This window comes from Roseateles saccharophilus, assembly GCF_031458095.1.
GTDB classification, from domain to species: Bacteria; Pseudomonadota; Gammaproteobacteria; order Burkholderiales; family Burkholderiaceae_C; genus Pelomonas; species Pelomonas saccharophila_A.
This window is the reverse complement of the sequence record NZ_JAVDXU010000002.1, coordinates 292139-307915: the sequence shown is the minus strand read 5'-3', so window position 1 is coordinate 307915 and position 15777 is coordinate 292139. Positions and strand designations below refer to the sequence as shown.

The window sequence follows — 15777 nt, the reverse complement described above, 5'->3', positions numbered from 1 at the left end:
GCTAGGGAGCGGCCCGGCGCTCGGCCCGCGATTCACGGCCTCCCCGGCTGTTGATACAGACCGTTGCACTCGGCCGGGGAAGGATATCGCGTCGGCGGTCGTTGTACTCAATGAAAGGGCCGGAATGGCTGGCTCTTCCGCAACGACACCCGGAGATCCATCATGTCTGCAACCCGTCGCACTCAAGTCCTTCGCACCACGCTGAGCATTGCCGCCATGGCCGCCGGCCTGATCGCTTCCAACGCCCACGCCGGCTTGCTCGGCGGTGGTGGTGGCGGTGGCGGCCTCACCGGAGGTTTGACAGGCGGCCTGAACGGCGCGCTGTCGCCGCGCCAGCTCGATGTCGGCGGCAAGGCCAACGGCTCGGCCAATGCCGATGGCTCGCTGATCAAGGGCACCGTCGACAAGACCAAGGGCGCCGTCGGCGGCGTCAAGGACACGGCTACCGGCAAGGTGGGCGAGGTCAAGTCCACCGTGACCGACAAGGCCGGTGAGCTGAAGGCCGCCGGCGAAGGCGCCAAGGACTCGCTGGGCAATGCCGCTGGCAGCGCCTCGGGCAGCGCCGACGGCAGCATCAGCGGCGCACTGAACGGCACGGCCAACGGCGTCAGCGGCAGCCTGGCCGGCCAGGGCAGCGGCGCGCTGAATGGCGCGCTGAAGCAGGGCGACGCGCCGGCGGCGACAACGCCGGCAGCGCCTGCCACGCCGACGGCCGCCGCACCGACAGCGCCCGCCACCCCCACGGCCGCCACGACGCCTGCCAAGCCGGCTGCGCCGCTGGCCCTCGGCGGCACGGCGAGCGGCAGCGCCAGCAAGAAGGAAGTCGGCGGCAGCGCCACGGGCCAGGCCACCGGCCGCAAGGGTCAGGCCGAGGGCAGCGCTGCGGCCAAGGCCACGCGCACCGACAACGGCGTCGCCTTGAACACCACGGCCGACGGCTCGGCCAAGCGCTGATCTGCGCCGGGGATTGGGGCGGCCTGCGGGCCGCCCTTTTCATTCAACCCCGCCGTTTCAGCCGATAAAGGGCGACCGCACTGCACAGCACCGTGAAGCCCAACAGCACGGTCACTGCCATCTCCGGCGCCATCCAGCGGAGCTTGGTCACGCCACCGGCCGCGAAGACGAGCTGGTCCAGATGGAAGTGGGGCCAGAAGGCGGTCTGGAAATGCATGGATTTGGGCAGAGGGAAGAACACGCCCGACAGATAGAGGCCCGGCAGATAGGCCAGATTGGCATAGGCCGGGGCGGCCGAGCCGCTGGTCAGCGCGCCCAGCATGACGCCCAGGGCGCAGAAGGGCAGGGTGCCGGCGGTCAGCACGGCGCTCATGGCCGCGAACTGAGCGCCACTCAGATGCGCCTGGCCCGTGGCGGCCGCCAGCACGAGGATGGGCAGATAGGCCAGGGTGCCGCACGCCACGCCCGCGACGATCTTGGCCGTCAGCCAGGCGCCGGGCGGCGCGGGCTGGGCGCGCTTCAAGGTCAGCAGGCCCTGCTCGCGCTCCATGGCGAGATTGGGGCAGGTGGCGAACAGGGCCGCCATCGTGACGGCCATCACCGAGAAGCCGCCGAACATGAAGCGGCCCGCATCGGGGTCCTTGGCCACCATCTCGCCGGCCACCGCGAAGGCGAACAGCAGATAGGTGGCCACCGGCAGCAGGAACATCGGCAAGGCAAAGGCCGGCATGCGCAGCAGGCGGATGAGCTCCAGCCGGATCTCGATGGCATAGACCGCCAGCGTACGGTTCACGGGCACGGATTGGGTCAAGGCGGTCATGCGGCCTCCCGGGTGAGTTCGTTGAAGGCTTCGTTGAGCCCGGCCTGTTTCACTTCCAGGCGCGAGAGCTGGGGATCGGCGGCGAGCAGTCGGCGCACGACGGCCTCGGCATCGGTGGCGACGATGGCCAGTTGATCGTGGTCGCAGGACACCTCGACGACGCCGGCCCAGCGCCTCACCTCGAGCGGCGGCAGCGTGGTGTCGCAGCGGATGTGGCGGCGCGACACCAGGGCACGCATCTCGTCGACGCTGCCCGAGGCGATGAGGCGGCCCTTGCCGAGCACCGCCACGCGTGTCGCCAGCGCTTCAGCTTCCTCGAGGTAGTGCGTGGTCAGCAGGATGGAGCAGCCCTCGCGCAGCAGGGCACGGATATGGGCCCACATGGCCTCGCGGGCCTGGAGGTCGAGGCCGACGGTGGGTTCGTCCAGGAACAGCACCCGGGGCCGGCCGCAGATGGCGAGCGCGAACTGCACCTGGCGCTTCTGGCCGCCCGAGAGCTTGCCGTAGGGACGCTGGGCCAGGGCCTCGATGCCGGCGCGTTCCAGCGCCTGTTTCACCGTCATCGGCCGCTCGTAGTAGCTGGCCGACAGGGCGACGAGCTCATGGACCTTGAGGTCCTTGGGCAGCTCGATGTCCTGCATCATGACGCCCAGGCCGCGGCGCCTCTCGATCTGCTGCGGTGCGCCGCCCAGCAGGCGCACGACGCCGGCATCGGCCTCATGCAGGCCCAGCCACAGCGAGATGGCCGTGGACTTGCCGGCGCCGTTGGGCCCCAGCAGCGCCAGCAGTTCACCGCGCTTGAGCTGCAAGTCGACGCTGCTGAGCGCCTGCAGCTTCCCGTAGCGCTTGGACACACCGCGCAGCGAGGCGACAAGCTCGTCGTCCGCGGGTATCTCGACGGGCGCCGCGGCGGCGTGGCGCGGGTAGATGCGACCGTTGAGCAGCCTGCCGATGACCGTCGAGCGCACCAGGTAGTGGTAGCTCAGCAGCAGCAGGCCGAGGCTGACACCGACGATGAAGGGGTATTTCAGGCTCCAGTGCAGCGGCCAGTCGCCCACCCACACCTGCAGGGCCGCGACGACCGGCAGATGGACGAGATAGATCCAGTAGGAGGCGTCGGCCACATAGCGCACCGCCGGGCGGTGGCCGGACAGATGGCGCAGCGCCAGGCCGGTGATGGCAAAGCTCCAGGCCCAGCTCGACGCGACAAAGGACAGCGTGAAGATCAGCTTGGGGTTGTCGGGCATGCCGAACACAGGCTGGGTCTTCAGGACGTAGAGGCAGACCGCCGAGGACGCGATGGCCAGGGTCAGATGCATGCTCCAGCGCGAACGCAGGGCCGCCAGCGCATCCGGCGCGCGCTGCACCAGCCAGCCGAAGGCGAAGGCCAGGCCATAGCCCACGGTGGCCGGCAGCTGCGGGATCAGCGACTGGTCGGGCGTGGGGATGCCGGCCCAGGGCATCCACCTCGGCAGCGCCAGCAGGCAGGCGGCGAGTGGCAGGCCCAGCAGCAGCGCCCCGGCGGGCCAGCGCAGGGCCGCGGTCACGGTGCGGTCCACGAGGCCGCGCCAGGCCTGGTGCGAATCCAGCTTCGCGATGACGCTGCGTGCGATCAGCGTGCCGGCGTACAGCCACAGCAGCTGGTAGAGGAACCACAGATGGAACAGCGGCAGGGCGCCGATCGCCTTGGGCATTTCCGGCGGCGCCGGCGGCGCACCGTGGAAGAGCTTCATCGCGCCCAGGGTCCAGACCAGGATGATGGCGGGAAAGCTCAGCAGCCAGCCCACCACCATGGGCACGGCGATGCGCTTGCCGCGATTGGCCCAGAAGCCGCCCGTGCCCAGGCGTTGGTGCAGGCCGCGCGCAAAGAAGCCGGCGATGAAGAAGAACAGCGTCATGCGAAAGCTGTGGGCCACGAAGCTGACGTCGGCCAGGAATGGGCTGGGCGAGTTGTCGACCATGGCCCAGAGGCCGGGTGGCATGCCGGGGATGAAGGACAGCATCGCGTGGAAGGCCACCCCCAGCAAAAGGGCAAAGCTCCGCACTGCGTCGAGGGCATGCAGCCTCTCGCCGTTGGGTTGATTCGTCATGAGCGCTCCTAGAGAACGTCGCGCCGTCTTGCGGCGAAGAGCAGGGGCAGGGACAGGGCGAGCAGGGTCAGGGCCAGCTCGGCCGCGAGGAGTTGCCAGAAAGCGGCGTTCCAGACCGGCGAGGCGGCCAGCATGTATTGGCCGATCGCGGGGATGCGGCCCACGCCCATCATGAACAGCGAGATGGACATATTGGTCAGGATGACCAGCCCGCCCATGGCGGCCTCGGAAGCGATGTGCAGGGCGCCGCACAGCACCAGCGCGAAATTCAGCAGCAGGAAGACGCACAGCAGCACCGCATAGGGCAGCAGGCCGTCGGCAATGCCGGGCATGACGAGGATGAGGGCCAGGGCCCCCGCGCTCAAGGCCGCCCAGGGCAGCAGGAAGCAGGCGAGCAGGCCGAGCAGCTTGGCGCGCACATAGTCGCCCGGCGACAGTGGCAGGCTGAGCATGAAGAGCAGCGAGCGCTCCTTGCGTTCGCTGGCGACGCCGAACAGCGCCAGCATGACGCCCAGGGCGATGATGGCCGTCAGCCAGACGATGAAGCCGATGTTGAAGCCGATCTCGCCGCTGGCCGCGCTCAGCAGTCCGGCCAAGCCCGCGGCGGTGCCACCGACGAGCAGCCAGCGGTAGACGTGGAGCTCCTTGGCGATGAGCTTGCGTGTGAGCAGATTCATGGCTTGCGAGCCTCTTGGGCTTGTCGGCTGTGCATGACGGTGGCGACGAAGACTTCTTCCAGGCTCATGCGGTGCACGGCCTGCACCGGCGCGCCGAGGCGGGCAAGGAAGCCGTCGTTGAAGCCGTCGACGGTCAGCGTGATGTGGGGGCCGTCGATGTCGCGGTGGACGATTTCCGGAAGCTGCCAGTCCGGGACACCCTCGGGCAGGCGCAACTGCAGCCGCCGCCAGCGTTCGAGGAAGTCTTCCTTGTTGTCGGACGCGACGACGCGGCCGCGGTCGATGAAGGTGAGGCGGTCGGAGATGCGCTCCACGTCCAGCGTGTTGTGCGACGAGAACAGGATGGAGCGGCTGTCGTCGCGCAGCACATCCATGAACTCGGTCAGCAGCTCCTGGCGGGCGACCGGGTCCATGCCGGCCGTGGGCTCGTCCAGCACCAGCAGGCGCGGGCGCCGTGCCAGGGCCAACAGCAGCAGGGCCTTGGCCTGCTCGCCGCTGGACAGCTGCCTGGCCGTCTGCCCGGCATGCAGGCCGAAGCGCTTCAACAGCGTGGCGGCATAGGCCGCGTCCCAGCCGGGGTAGAGGGAAGCGACGAAGTCCATATGCCAGGCCAGCGTCGCCTGCGGCAGCAGCTTCATGTCGTCGCTGACGAAACCGACGTCGGCCTTGGCGGCGGCCTGTTGGCGCGGCATGTCGTGGCCGAGCAGGCGGATGCTGCCGGCATCGGCCGTCAGCAGACCCATCAGCAGCCGGATGGTGGTGCTCTTGCCGGCGCCATTGGGACCGACCAACCCCATGATCTGGCCCGGCTCGAGGTCCAGGGACACGTCCTCCAGCGTGAAGAAGCGGAACGCCTTGCGCACGCCCTTCATCTCGATGGCTTGGGTAGCGCTCATTCGGCGGGCTCCTGGGGGTTCAGCGCGCTGCGCAGTCGTTCAATCAATTCGGTCTGCGGCATGGCCAGCGAACGTGCGATCTCACCTGCTTCAGCAAGGTGGGCGTCGAGCTGAGCCAGCCGCATGTCCTTGGCCAGGCCCTGGGCGTCGGCCACGAAGGAACCCTTGCCGTGGCGGGTGACGATGACGCCTTCGGACTCCAGATCCAGGTAGGCGCGCTTGACGGTGATGACGCTGACCCGCAGGTCGGCCGCCAACGTCCGGATGGAGGGCAGTTCCTGCCCGGCCGGCCAATCCCCGGCGGCCACGCGCTGACGGATCTGCTCGACGATCTGCAGATACATCGGCCGGGCATCCGCCTGGGAGATGAAAAGGCTACTGTGCATAATGTGTATACACAGAATATATGCACAGTCGAAGGAATGCAAGGCTCGCTGCAATACTCGCGGCCCTCATGAACTGGATTCGTCGCATTCGCCTCGGTTGGAAACAGGCGCTCGGCCGGCCGGCGCCCAGGCCGTCGGCGCCGCCGTTGGCTCTCAGCCATCCAGCGCTGGGGGAATTGGCGGGCACGGCAGAGGAGCTGCGTGGCGCCGTCATGGTGGGCGCGCAGCGGGTGACGCTGATCGTCAGGCCCGACGGCGGGCCGATGGACGATGCGCTGCGGCTGGCGGTGGAGGCTGCCGGGCAGCTGCCCGGCCTGCATGAGCGCAGCTTGCGCCAGATTGCCGAAGATTCGCTGGCCAGCTACAACAACGATTGGCGAGTCGGCCAGACGGTGGGTGCCGACGGCAAGGCGGTCGACTTCGAGAAGCCGCTGCTGTCAGCGGCCGAGTTCAGCGTCCAGTTCAGCTTGACCGAGGTCGACGTGTGCGGCCCCGACCTGCTGTCGCTCTGGTACGACTGCGGCGACCTGTTCTGGGGCCACAGCTTCAGTGCGACCTTCTTCGACGGCTTGGCTGGAGAGATCGACGTCCAGATGCTCGGCTAGAGCTTCAGCAAGGCTTCCAGGTTCACGCGCAGCTTGAACTCCGCCGGCGCCAGGCTGGCCGTGATGGCCTGCGAGGCCAGGCGGGTGTCGCGCGGCACCGGGTTGCTCAGCGGGCTGCCGCTCTTGCCGATCAGCGCGGCCACCAGGGGTTCGTTGGCACTGAAGCCGCGCTTGAAGACCAGGCCGACCTCGCCATTGGCCAGGCGCACGATGCTGCCCGGCGGATAGAGGCCGACGGTCTTGATCAGGGCGGCGCCGGCCTCGTCGGGCTGGCCGAGTTCGTCGAGGAAGACGGCGCGTGCCGCGGCGGCGCCGCTCATGGCCTGGCGACTGCGGCGCGGCGACAGGCGGGCGCCGAAGAGGTCGATGCGACGCAGCAGGCGGGCCAGCTTCTCGCCGTCGCCGCGGCTGCCCAGCGGGCCTGGGCCGGCATCGTGATGCAGGCGCACGGCCGTCAGCCAGACGGGATCGTTGATGCCGACCTGAGCCAGGCGCAGGGCGGCGCGGTCGCCATGGGCGGACAGGGCCTGGCGCTGGGCGGCCGTGGCGGTGTCGACCTGGGCCGCCATGCGGTCATGGACGGCCGTGGCGCCATAGTTCATCGTCAGCGCGGCGCCCTGCAGGGCCGTGCGCAGTTCGGGCGCCAGCTGCAGCTGCTGGGCGACGAGGTCGCAGACCAGCAGGGTCAGCAGGGCGTGGCGGGCGCTGTAGTCGCCGAACTCCTGGCTGCTCTCGAAGACCAGCAGCATCAGCGTGGCGTCCGGGTGGGCGTGCAGGCGCTTCAGGGCAGCGTCGCGCAGCGTGGCCAGGCGGGTGGCGAAATCCACCGGTTCGGCTTCGCGCAGCAGGCTGTGGATGCGCAGCAGCAGGTCCGACCAGGCCTCGCGCGGGCCCAGCTCGACCTTGGTCGGCACCAGCGTGTCCAAGCGGAAGCTGCCGTCGGCCTTGGCGATGTCGGACAGCGACACGTCCTGCATGACCATGGTGTCCAGCCGATGCGCCAGGGCGCGCTGGTACTCGATGGTGTCCTCGGAATTCACCCAGGCGCCGCCCTCGACGAGGCTGCGCACCAGCGGCGAGTCGCGCAGCACCTGGCCGCGCGCGAACAGCAGCTTGCCGTTGGCGTCGAAGAGGTCGTAGGGCAGGGTCATGCCCAGCCGCAGCGTGCGGGCAGGCAGGGGGATGAGTTCTGAGGCCATGGATTGCGGCATTCTCAACGGCCTTCGGCATTGCGCAGGCGTTCTTGAGGCACGGCGAAGGGGGGGCTGCGTAGAATTCCCGGCTCATCCGAGGAGCGCTGCGAGGGTTTGCCCCCCAGGCTCGGATCGTTTCCAACGGCGCTCATCGATCCCCAGCGTGCCCCGCATCGATGAATATCTCGCCGCCTCCCCTCAAGCTCTCCGGCCTCGAGCCTGTCGCCATCGACGCCGGCAGCCTGTTCGTCAACATCGGTGAGCGCACCAATGTCACCGGCTCCAAGGCCTTCGCCCGCATGATCCTGGCGGGCCAGTTCGAGCAGGCCCTGGCCGTCGCCCGCCAGCAGGTCGAGAACGGCGCCCAGGTCATCGACATCAACATGGACGAGGCCATGCTGGACAGCCAGGCGGCCATGGTGCGCTTCCTGAACCTGATCGCCGGCGAGCCCGAGATCGCCCGTGTGCCCATCATGATCGACTCCTCCAAGTGGAGCGTCATCGAGGCCGGCCTGAAGTGCATCCAGGGCAAGGGCATCGTCAACTCCATCTCGCTGAAGGAAGGCGAGGACGAGTTCCGCCGCCAGGCCAAGCTCGTCAAGCGCTATGGTGCGGCGGCGGTCGTCATGGCCTTCGACGAGAAGGGCCAGGCCGACACCTTCGCGCGCAAGACCGAGATCTGCGAGCGGGCCTACCGCATCCTCGTCGACGAGGTGGACTTCCCCGCCGAGGACATCATCTTCGACCCCAATATCTTCGCCATCGCGACGGGCATCGAGGAGCATGACAACTACGCCGTGGACTTCATCGAGGCCACGCGCTGGATCAAGCAGAACCTGCCCGGCGCCAAGGTCTCCGGCGGCGTGTCCAACGTGTCCTTCAGCTTCCGCGGCAACGAGCCGGTGCGCGAAGCTATCCACACCGTCTTCCTGTACCACGCCATCCAGGCCGGCATGGACATGGGCATCGTCAACGCCGGCATGGTGGGCGTCTACGACGACCTCGATGCCGAGCTGCGCGAGCGCGTCGAGGACGTGGTGCTGAACCGCCGGCCCGACGCCGGCGAGCGCCTCATCGAGATCGCCGACCGCGCCAAGAGCGCCGGCAAGGACGATTCGGCCCGCCTGGCCTGGCGCGCCGGCGACGTGAATGCACGGCTGTCGCACGCGCTGGTGCACGGCATCACCGACTTCATCGTCGAGGACACCGAAGAAGCCTGGGTGGCCATCAAGGCCGGCGGCGGCCGGCCGCTGCATGTCATCGAAGGCCCGCTGATGGCCGGCATGAATGTCGTCGGCGATCTGTTCGGCCAGGGCAAGATGTTCCTGCCCCAGGTGGTCAAGAGCGCCCGCGTCATGAAGAGCGCCGTGGCCCATCTCGTGCCCTATATCGAGGAAGAGAAGCGCCAGCTGCAGGCCGCCGGCGGCGACGTCAAGCCCAAGGGCAAGATCGTCATGGCCACGGTCAAGGGCGATGTGCACGACATCGGCAAGAACATCGTCACGGTGGTCCTGCAGTGCAACAACTACGAGGTCGTCAACATGGGCGTCATGGTGCCGGCGCGCGACATCCTGCAGAAGGCCAAGGATGAGGGCGCGGACATCATCGGCCTGTCCGGCCTCATCACGCCCAGTCTTGAGGAGATGCAGCACGTCGCCGCCGAAATGCAGCGCGATGACTACTTCTCATCACGCCACATGCCGCTGCTGATCGGCGGTGCGACGACCAGCCGCGTGCACACGGCCGTCAAGATCTCGCCGCATTACGAGGGCCCGGTCGTCTATGTGCCGGATGCCTCGCGCGCCGTGGGCGTCTGCACCGAGCTGCTCAGCGACGACCGCGCCGCCGGCTATATCGCCGAGCTGAAGGCCGACATCGAGAAGACCCGCCAGCTGCACGCCAACAAGAAGCAGACGCCGCTGGTCACGCTGGCCGCTGCGCGTGCCAACAAGGCGGTGCTGGACCTGGCCCGCGTGCCGCCGGCGCCCAAGTTCACCGGCCGGCGCGTGCTGAAGAACCTCGACCTCGCCGAGCTGGCGAAGTACATCGACTGGGGCCCTTATTTCCAGACCTGGGATCTCGCCGGCCCCTACCCGGCCATCCTTGACGACGCCGTCGTCGGCGGCGAGGCGCGCAAGGTGTTCGCCGACGCCCAGGCCATGCTGAAGAAGATCATCGACGGCCGCTGGCTGCAGGCCCATGCCGTCTTCGGCCTCTACCCGGCCGCGCGCGTCAACGAGGACGACATCGAGATCAAGAGCGAGCCTCCCATGACCTGGCGCGGCCTGCGCATGCAGTCGGAGCGGCCCGTCGTTGACGGCGTGAAGCGGCCCAACCGCTGCCTGTCGGATTTCGTGGCGGAGCAGGGCGACCACATCGGCATGTTCGCCGTCACCGCCGGCCTGGGCGTTGACAAGAAGGAAGCCGACTTCCTGGCCAGCCACGACGACTATTCCGCCATCATGCTCAAGGCCCTGGCCGACCGCCTCGCCGAGGCCGCAGCCGAGTGGCTGCACGAACGCGTGCGCCGCGAGTTCTGGGGCTATGCGCCGGCCGAAGGCCTCAGCAACGAAGAGCTGATCGCCGAGAAATACCAGGGCATTCGCCCCGCGCCCGGCTATCCGGCCTGCCCGGACCATCTCGCCAAGCGCGATCTCTTCAAGGTGCTGGCGCCGCAAGAGATCGGCATGGGCCTGACCGACAGCATGGCCATGACGCCGGCGGCCAGCGTCAGCGGCTTCTATCTGGCCCATCCCGATGCGGCCTATTTCAATGTCGGCCGCATTGGCGACGACCAGCTCGCCGACTGGGCCGCGCGCTGCGGCTTGAGCGAAGCCGACGCGCGCCGCGCACTGGCGCCGTTGCTCGGCTGACACGAGGGCCCGCCGCGGCGGGCCGATTTGTAACTGAAGCGGCCTTGTCCTACAGGACCGGTCGCGGCGTCGCGGCATCCTGCGAACACTCTCAATCACATCGGAAGCCCCATGTCGACCCCCACACTTCCCGTCAAGTCCACCCAGATCGTCGCCGGCGTGGCCGTCGTGCTGGCTCTGCTCGGCGGCGCCTATGCCGTGGGACGGTCGCAGGGCCCGAGCAGCGAGCCCGCGGCCGCCGCGATGCCGCAGCCGACGACTTCCAACCCACCGACGTCTGCCCAGCCGCAACGCCTGGCCAGCGCCGAGTCCGCGCGTGAACCGGTGCGCGAAAGCCGGCCGGCAACCGTGGAAACCGAAGCTCAGCCCGCCCTGTGCGCCAGCTGTGGCCGCGTGACCGATGTGCACGCCGAAACGCGTCGCGGCCAGTCCAGCGGCGTCGGCGCCGTGGGCGGCGCCGTCGTGGGCGGCCTGCTGGGCAATATGGTCGGCGGCGGCAATGGCCGCAAGCTGGCCACCGTGGCCGGTGCCGTCGGCGGCGGCTATGCCGGCAACGAGATCGAGAAGAACCAGAAAAGCCACACCGTCTGGGTCGTGCAGGTGCGCGAACGCGATGGCCGCCTGCGCCGCTTCGAACGCAGCGCCGATCCGGGCCTGCGCGTCGGCGACGAGGTCAAGCTGACCGAGAACGGTTTTTCGCGCGCCTGAGCGCGGCGGACCGCTTCTCCAGGATGGATGCGATGAAGCCGTTGTGGATCGCCACCCTGGCCCTGGCGGCCAGTCTCGCCCCGGCCGCGCGGGCCGCCGACAGCCCGGCTCCGGTGCTGTCCGTGCCCACGCAAGCGCAGCGCGAAGCCCTCTGCAAGGGCTGCCTGTGGGTGCAGGAAATCCACACCGAAACCCGCCAGGGCAAGGGCAGTGGCCTGGGCGTCGTCGGCGGTGCCGTCATCGGCGGCCTGCTGGGCCATCAGGTTGGTGGCGGCACCGGCAAGAAGCTGGCCACCGTCGGCGGTGCCGCGGCCGGCGGCTATGCCGGCAACGAGGTCGAGAAGAACGCCAAGAAGACCACCGTCTGGGTCGCCCAGGTCGTCGATCGCAGCGGCCAGATGCGCCGGGTCGAGATGGGCGCCGATCCCATGCTCAGGCCGGGCGACACCGTGCGCGAGCGGGACGGCCGGCTCGTCCGCCCCTGACGCGCTTCAGCGCGCGCTGCCGTCTCGACATAGTGCCGGGCCGAAGGCCAGTAGAAGGGCGCGCGACGACGGCCGTCGTCGCGATCTCGCGAGAGCCCGCCTGCTCGCAGGCCGTCTTCACCGGCAGGGCCGCCGCTGAATACCAGGTCAGGGCGCGTGCAGGCGGTACTGGTTGCGCCCCGCGTCCTTGGCCAGATACAGGGCCTGGTCGGCCCGGCCGAGCAGGGCTTCGCCGTCGAGTTCGTCGCCCGGATGGATGGCGATGCCGATGCTGGTGCCCACGGACAGCTCGCCAGCCGATGTCGCGAAGGGGCGGTTGATGGCGTCGATGATCTTGCCGGCCACGATCTCGGCCTCGACAGGCGCGCCCAGGGCTTCCAGCACGACGACGAATTCATCGCCCGCCAGCCGCCCGACGAAATCGGTGCCGCGCACCAGGGCGAGCAGGCGGCGCGCGAAGTCGCGCAGCACCTCGTCGCCGACGCCGTGCCCATGGCTGTCGTTGATGAGCTTGAACCGGTCGATGTCCAGAAACAGCAGGGCCGTCAGGGTCTGGGCGCGTTGGGCACGCTTGATGATGGCGGTCAACTGCTCGTCGAAGCTGTAGCGGTTGGGCAGGCCTGTGAGGGCGTCGGTGCGGGCCAGCTCGGCGAGCTGGCGCTCGAGGCGCCGGTGCTCGGTCACATCGGTGCTGAGTGCATACAGGCCGCGAATTGACCCGTCGGGCGCGATGTCGGGCAGATAGAGGTTGTGCAGGAAGCGGTTCACGCCCAGGGACGTGGATTCGAGGTCGAACTCGACCCGCTCGCCGGCCAGCGCCCGCGCGAGGGCTTCTCGGCGCTGTTCGTACAGCGGCGCGGGAATGGCCTCCGCTACCGTCTTGCCGACGGTGCTGCGGTGGTCCAGCCCCGTCCATTTGGTGAAGGTCTCGTTCAGGAAGAGCAGGCGCTGGTCCTTGTCGATATAGGAGATCATGACCGGCAGGTTGTCGGCGATGTCGCGCAGCCGCTTCTCGCTCTCGGCCAGCAGGGCCTCGGCTTGGCGCCGTTCGGTGATGTCGAAGGAGACGGAATAGAAGCCCTGCACCTCGCCGTCGGCATCGACATCGGGCACATAGCGCTGCACGAAGTAGAGGGTCTCGCCGTCCCGGGTCACGAAGGACTCGAACTCCTGGGGCTGGCCTTGCAGCACGGCATCGATATGCGGCTTGGCGATCTCCCACATCGCGTCGCCGCGGATCTCGCGAAAGCTCAGCCCCATCAGCTCTGACACCGGGCGCCTCAGCACGCGCTCTACGGCGAGATTGCCGAAGTCGGCGCGCACATTCCTGTCGAAGTGGGACACCACGACGGGGATGTTGTCGGTGATCTTGCGCATGCGCTGCTCGGCCTCGCGCAGCTCGTCGGTGCGCCGCCGCAGGGCGATGGTCATGGCGTCGAAGCGGCGCTTCAGCGTGCCGAGCTCGTCCTGGGCCGTGCTGCCGAACAGCGGCACCTGTTCGCCGCGCTCCAGGGCTTCGGTGACTTCGGTGAGCCGGGCCAGGGGGCGCAGCACGCGGCGCACGCCGACGACGGCCAGCACCGCCAGCAGCAGACTGAAACAGGCGATGGAGGCCATGGTGATGCGCTCGTGCACGTCCTCGGCCAGGCTGCGCGCGTCGCCGGCATTGCGTGACCAGCGGAAGGCCGCATCCGCCATGGCTTGTGTGTCGCCGAGCAGCAGCTCGAAAGCCTGGTCGCGGCGGCGTCGCTCGAAGTCGCTGACCGGTACGGCCGCGGTCTGCAGCGCGCGCTCAAACAGGACGGGGAGGCGGGCGGCCGCGTCGTTCAGCAACTCCAGCTCGGCCGCGGATTCACCCAGTGAGCTGGCCCCTTCCAGGTCCCGGACGATGTTGGCGAGCCAGCGTTTCCACTCCGAGGTCGAGAGCTCGTCGCGCTCGCGCTGGAACACATAGGTGACGCCGACGAGGCCGGCCACGTCGCGCGCCACCTGCTGGGCGCGCTGTTGCTGGGCCTCGGCGGCATCCTCGGCCGCGGTGGCCATCCACATCGCAGCGATGGCGGACACGCCCACCAGGACGGCGGCGACGCCGGCGGCGATGAAGAGGGAGCGGATCTTCATGGACGGTGAGCTCAGCGGGCCAGGCCCACGGCATTGGGCAGCACGGCGCGCAGCGGTCCGGCGTCGACCAGGGCGCGATAGTCGGCGGGCTTGCTGCCGCTCGCATAGCCCTCGCGCAGGGCCCAGTTGGCCTGGGACTGCATGGTTCGCAGCAAGCCTTCCTCCAGGGCCAGCACGGCATGGGTGCGCTGCATCGACCAGGCTGCAAAACTCGGCTCGACGCCCAGCCGGCTCACGAAGATGGCCTCGGCCCGGCGTGGCTGGGCGCGGATGAATTCATGGGCCCTCAGCATGGCCCTGAGGAAGCGTTCGACATCGCCCCGCCGCGCTTTCAGGAAGCCGTTCTGGGCCACGAGGTTGAAGGTCTGCTTGTAGTTGCCCGTTTCGCTCAGCACGACGCCATCCACCTGCGGGCTGTGCGCGGCCGCATAGGCAAAGGGCTGGAAGACGGCCACCGCGTCCACCTGGCCGGCAGTCATGGCGTCCAGCGCGGCCTCGGGCTGCAAGGCCACCTGGGTGATGCTCTTGGGATCGACGTTGTTGTTGAGCAGGAAGGTGTCGAGGAAGTACTGTGCCGACGTGCCCTTGACGACCCCCACGCGCTTGCCGACGAGGTCGCCGGCGGCCTTGATGCCCGCGCTGCGACGGGCGACGAGCTCGACGTCGCTGGAGGTGCTGGAGAAGGTCGCGACGATGGAGAAGTCCGTGCGCTCGAAGGATTCGAAGACGATGGCGGTTTCGGCCGCCGTGCCGAGGTCGGCCCGGCCTTCGGCCATCAGCTTCAGGCAGCGACGGCCGCTGGGCGCCTCGATGGCCTTGACCGTCAGGCCCTCGGCCTCGAACAGGCCCTCGGCCAGGGCGACGAAGACCGGCAGCGAATGCGGCGACCGTGAAACGGCAACCGTCAGTGGCGCCGCGCCCGCCGCGCCCGCCAGCCCTGTGGCCAGCAGCATCGGCAACCAGCGTTTGCAGAGACGGAACAGCATGAGGGACGTCTTTCCTGAATGGCCCGCGGGCCGGGCCTCATCGTGCCAGTGTGACCGCAGCCGGTGCGACGGACTGCAATGGGCGGGCATCGATGAGCTGCTGCATCGAAGGCGCGGGCTCCGTCGGCTTGCCGTCCTGGCCCAATTGCCAGCGGATCTGGCTGAGCATGGTGGTGGGCAGCGAGGTGTGCAGGGCGACACGATAGTCCTGCTCGGTCATCAGACGCTGGGCCACCGTGGCCGTGATCTTGAGGCTGGCCGCCAGGATGGCCTGGGCCTCGGCGGGCGAGTCGGCGATGAAGCGCTGGGCCCGCAGCAGGGCGCGCAAGACCTTCTCGTAGCGCGGCCGGTCGCGTTCGACGGCGCGGGCCTGGGCCGCGATGCAGAAGTGCTGGGTGTAGACATGGGCCGAAGGCAGGCGGACGGCGTCTTCGCCCAGCTTGTCCTCGATGCGGCTGGCCTCCGGCTCCCACACCACGGCGGCGGCGGCCTTGCCCTGCTGCACCAGATCACCCAGGGCGCCCGGCTCGGCAAAGCCCAGCTTGACGCGATCCGGGTCTATGCCCTGGTAGGTGAGCCAGCGGTCCAGGAAATACTCGGCCGAGGTGCCGGCCACCGTGGCGATGCGCTTGCCGGACATGTCGGCGCCCTGCCGCACGCCAGCGCGGCGGCTGGCGATGAGCTTGATCTGGGCCGTGGACTCGCCGATGGAGGCGAGGATGGCGACGGCGGGCGTCTGCGCGGCCGTCATGGCGACGGCGAATTCGGCGCTGGCGGCCATGTCGGCGCTGCCGGATCGCAGCGCGGCCAGGCAGGCCTTGCCGCTGTTGCAGGGGATGCGCACCACGTCCAGGCCCTCGGCCTGGAAGAAGCGCTGTTCGAGGGCCACCAGCAATGGCAGGGAGACCGGCCCGCTGGGCATGGCGATGTTGATCGTCGCGGCATGCAACGGTGAAGCTGGGACCGACAGCAGCATGACGGCC

The 15777-nt window shown here is 69.0% G+C and carries 14 protein-coding genes and 1 riboswitch; of the genes, 5 read left to right on the top strand and 9 right to left on the bottom strand.

Annotated elements, in window-relative coordinates; genetic code table 11:
• The first annotated feature begins 162 nt into the window (after window positions 1-162).
• Window positions 163-954, top strand: coding sequence for a hypothetical protein (locus tag J2X20_RS13940; RefSeq protein ID WP_310265727.1), 792 nt, complete (start codon window positions 163-165; stop codon window positions 952-954).
• Window positions 955-997: 43 nt separating this feature from the next.
• Here the strand turns inward: J2X20_RS13940 and J2X20_RS13935 are convergent, their stop codons facing one another.
• From J2X20_RS13935 to J2X20_RS13915, 5 genes are read right to left on the bottom strand one after another with little or no spacing between them, the layout of a single operon-like run.
• On the bottom strand, window positions 998-1774 hold the full coding sequence (locus tag J2X20_RS13935) for an ABC transporter permease (RefSeq protein ID WP_310265726.1): 777 nt from the start codon (window positions 1772-1774) through the stop codon (window positions 998-1000).
• Window positions 1771-3864 (bottom strand): ATP-binding cassette domain-containing protein, encoded by a 2094-nt coding sequence (locus J2X20_RS13930; RefSeq protein WP_310265724.1) that lies wholly within the window; start codon window positions 3862-3864, stop codon window positions 1771-1773. Before J2X20_RS13930 ends, J2X20_RS13935 begins: the two co-directional genes overlap by 4 nt.
• Window positions 3865-3872: 8 nt before the next feature.
• Window positions 3873-4541 (bottom strand): hypothetical protein, encoded by a 669-nt coding sequence (locus J2X20_RS13925; RefSeq protein WP_310265723.1) that lies wholly within the window; start codon window positions 4539-4541, stop codon window positions 3873-3875.
• Window positions 4538-5437, bottom strand: a complete 900-nt coding sequence (locus J2X20_RS13920; protein ID WP_310265721.1) for an ABC transporter ATP-binding protein — start codon at window positions 5435-5437, stop codon at window positions 4538-4540. The genes J2X20_RS13925 and J2X20_RS13920 overlap by 4 nt, the downstream gene beginning before the upstream one ends.
• A complete protein-coding gene (locus J2X20_RS13915; RefSeq protein ID WP_310265719.1) occupies window positions 5434-5823 on the bottom strand; it encodes a GntR family transcriptional regulator in 390 nt (129 codons plus the stop codon). Before J2X20_RS13915 ends, J2X20_RS13920 begins: the two co-directional genes overlap by 4 nt.
• A 68-nt stretch (window positions 5824-5891) precedes the next feature.
• Here J2X20_RS13915 and J2X20_RS13910 point away from each other — a divergent pair, with 68 nt between their 5' ends.
• Window positions 5892-6428 carry a DUF2262 domain-containing protein gene (locus J2X20_RS13910; RefSeq protein WP_310265717.1) on the top strand — a complete coding sequence of 179 codons (537 nt, stop codon included), beginning with the start codon at window positions 5892-5894 and terminating at the stop codon, window positions 6426-6428.
• On the opposite strand, the gene J2X20_RS13905 is transcribed toward J2X20_RS13910, so the two are convergent.
• Window positions 6425-7627: an HD-GYP domain-containing protein gene (locus J2X20_RS13905; RefSeq protein WP_310265715.1), complete on the bottom strand. Its 1203-nt coding sequence runs from the start codon at window positions 7625-7627 to the stop codon at window positions 6425-6427. The two genes, J2X20_RS13910 and J2X20_RS13905, sit on opposite strands and share 4 nt — an antisense overlap.
• An 84-nt stretch (window positions 7628-7711) precedes the next feature.
• Window positions 7712-7778: riboswitch (S-adenosyl-L-homocysteine riboswitch) on the top strand.
• 19 nt (window positions 7779-7797) lie between these two features.
• Between J2X20_RS13905 and metH the strand changes: the two genes are divergently transcribed.
• The 3 genes from metH (at window position 7798) to J2X20_RS13890 (ending at window position 11687) form a co-directional block, all read left to right on the top strand.
• The gene (gene metH, locus J2X20_RS13900) at window positions 7798-10494 is read left to right on the top strand and encodes a methionine synthase (RefSeq protein WP_310265713.1); all 2697 of its coding nucleotides are present in this window, start codon (window positions 7798-7800) and stop codon (window positions 10492-10494) included.
• A 111-nt stretch (window positions 10495-10605) separates the two neighbouring features.
• Window positions 10606-11202 carry a glycine zipper 2TM domain-containing protein gene (locus tag J2X20_RS13895; RefSeq protein ID WP_310265709.1) on the top strand — a complete coding sequence of 199 codons (597 nt, stop codon included), beginning with the start codon at window positions 10606-10608 and terminating at the stop codon, window positions 11200-11202.
• Between the two features lie 32 nt (window positions 11203-11234).
• The gene (locus J2X20_RS13890) at window positions 11235-11687 is read left to right on the top strand and encodes a glycine zipper 2TM domain-containing protein (protein ID WP_310265708.1); all 453 of its coding nucleotides are present in this window, start codon (window positions 11235-11237) and stop codon (window positions 11685-11687) included.
• Between the two features lie 147 nt (window positions 11688-11834).
• On the opposite strand, the gene J2X20_RS13885 is transcribed toward J2X20_RS13890, so the two are convergent.
• The 3 genes from J2X20_RS13885 to J2X20_RS13875 are packed head-to-tail and all read right to left on the bottom strand — an operon-like array spanning window position 11835 to window position 15770.
• On the bottom strand, window positions 11835-13808 hold the full coding sequence (locus tag J2X20_RS13885; protein WP_310265706.1) for a diguanylate cyclase domain-containing protein: 1974 nt from the start codon (window positions 13806-13808) through the stop codon (window positions 11835-11837).
• Window positions 13809-13819: 11 nt separating this feature from the next.
• The gene (locus J2X20_RS13880) at window positions 13820-14794 is read right to left on the bottom strand and encodes an ABC transporter substrate-binding protein (RefSeq protein ID WP_310265704.1); all 975 of its coding nucleotides are present in this window, start codon (window positions 14792-14794) and stop codon (window positions 13820-13822) included.
• Window positions 14795-14831: 37 nt separating this feature from the next.
• The gene (locus tag J2X20_RS13875; RefSeq protein ID WP_310265703.1) at window positions 14832-15770 is read right to left on the bottom strand and encodes an ABC transporter substrate-binding protein; all 939 of its coding nucleotides are present in this window, start codon (window positions 15768-15770) and stop codon (window positions 14832-14834) included.
• Window positions 15771-15777: the final 7 nt, after the last annotated feature.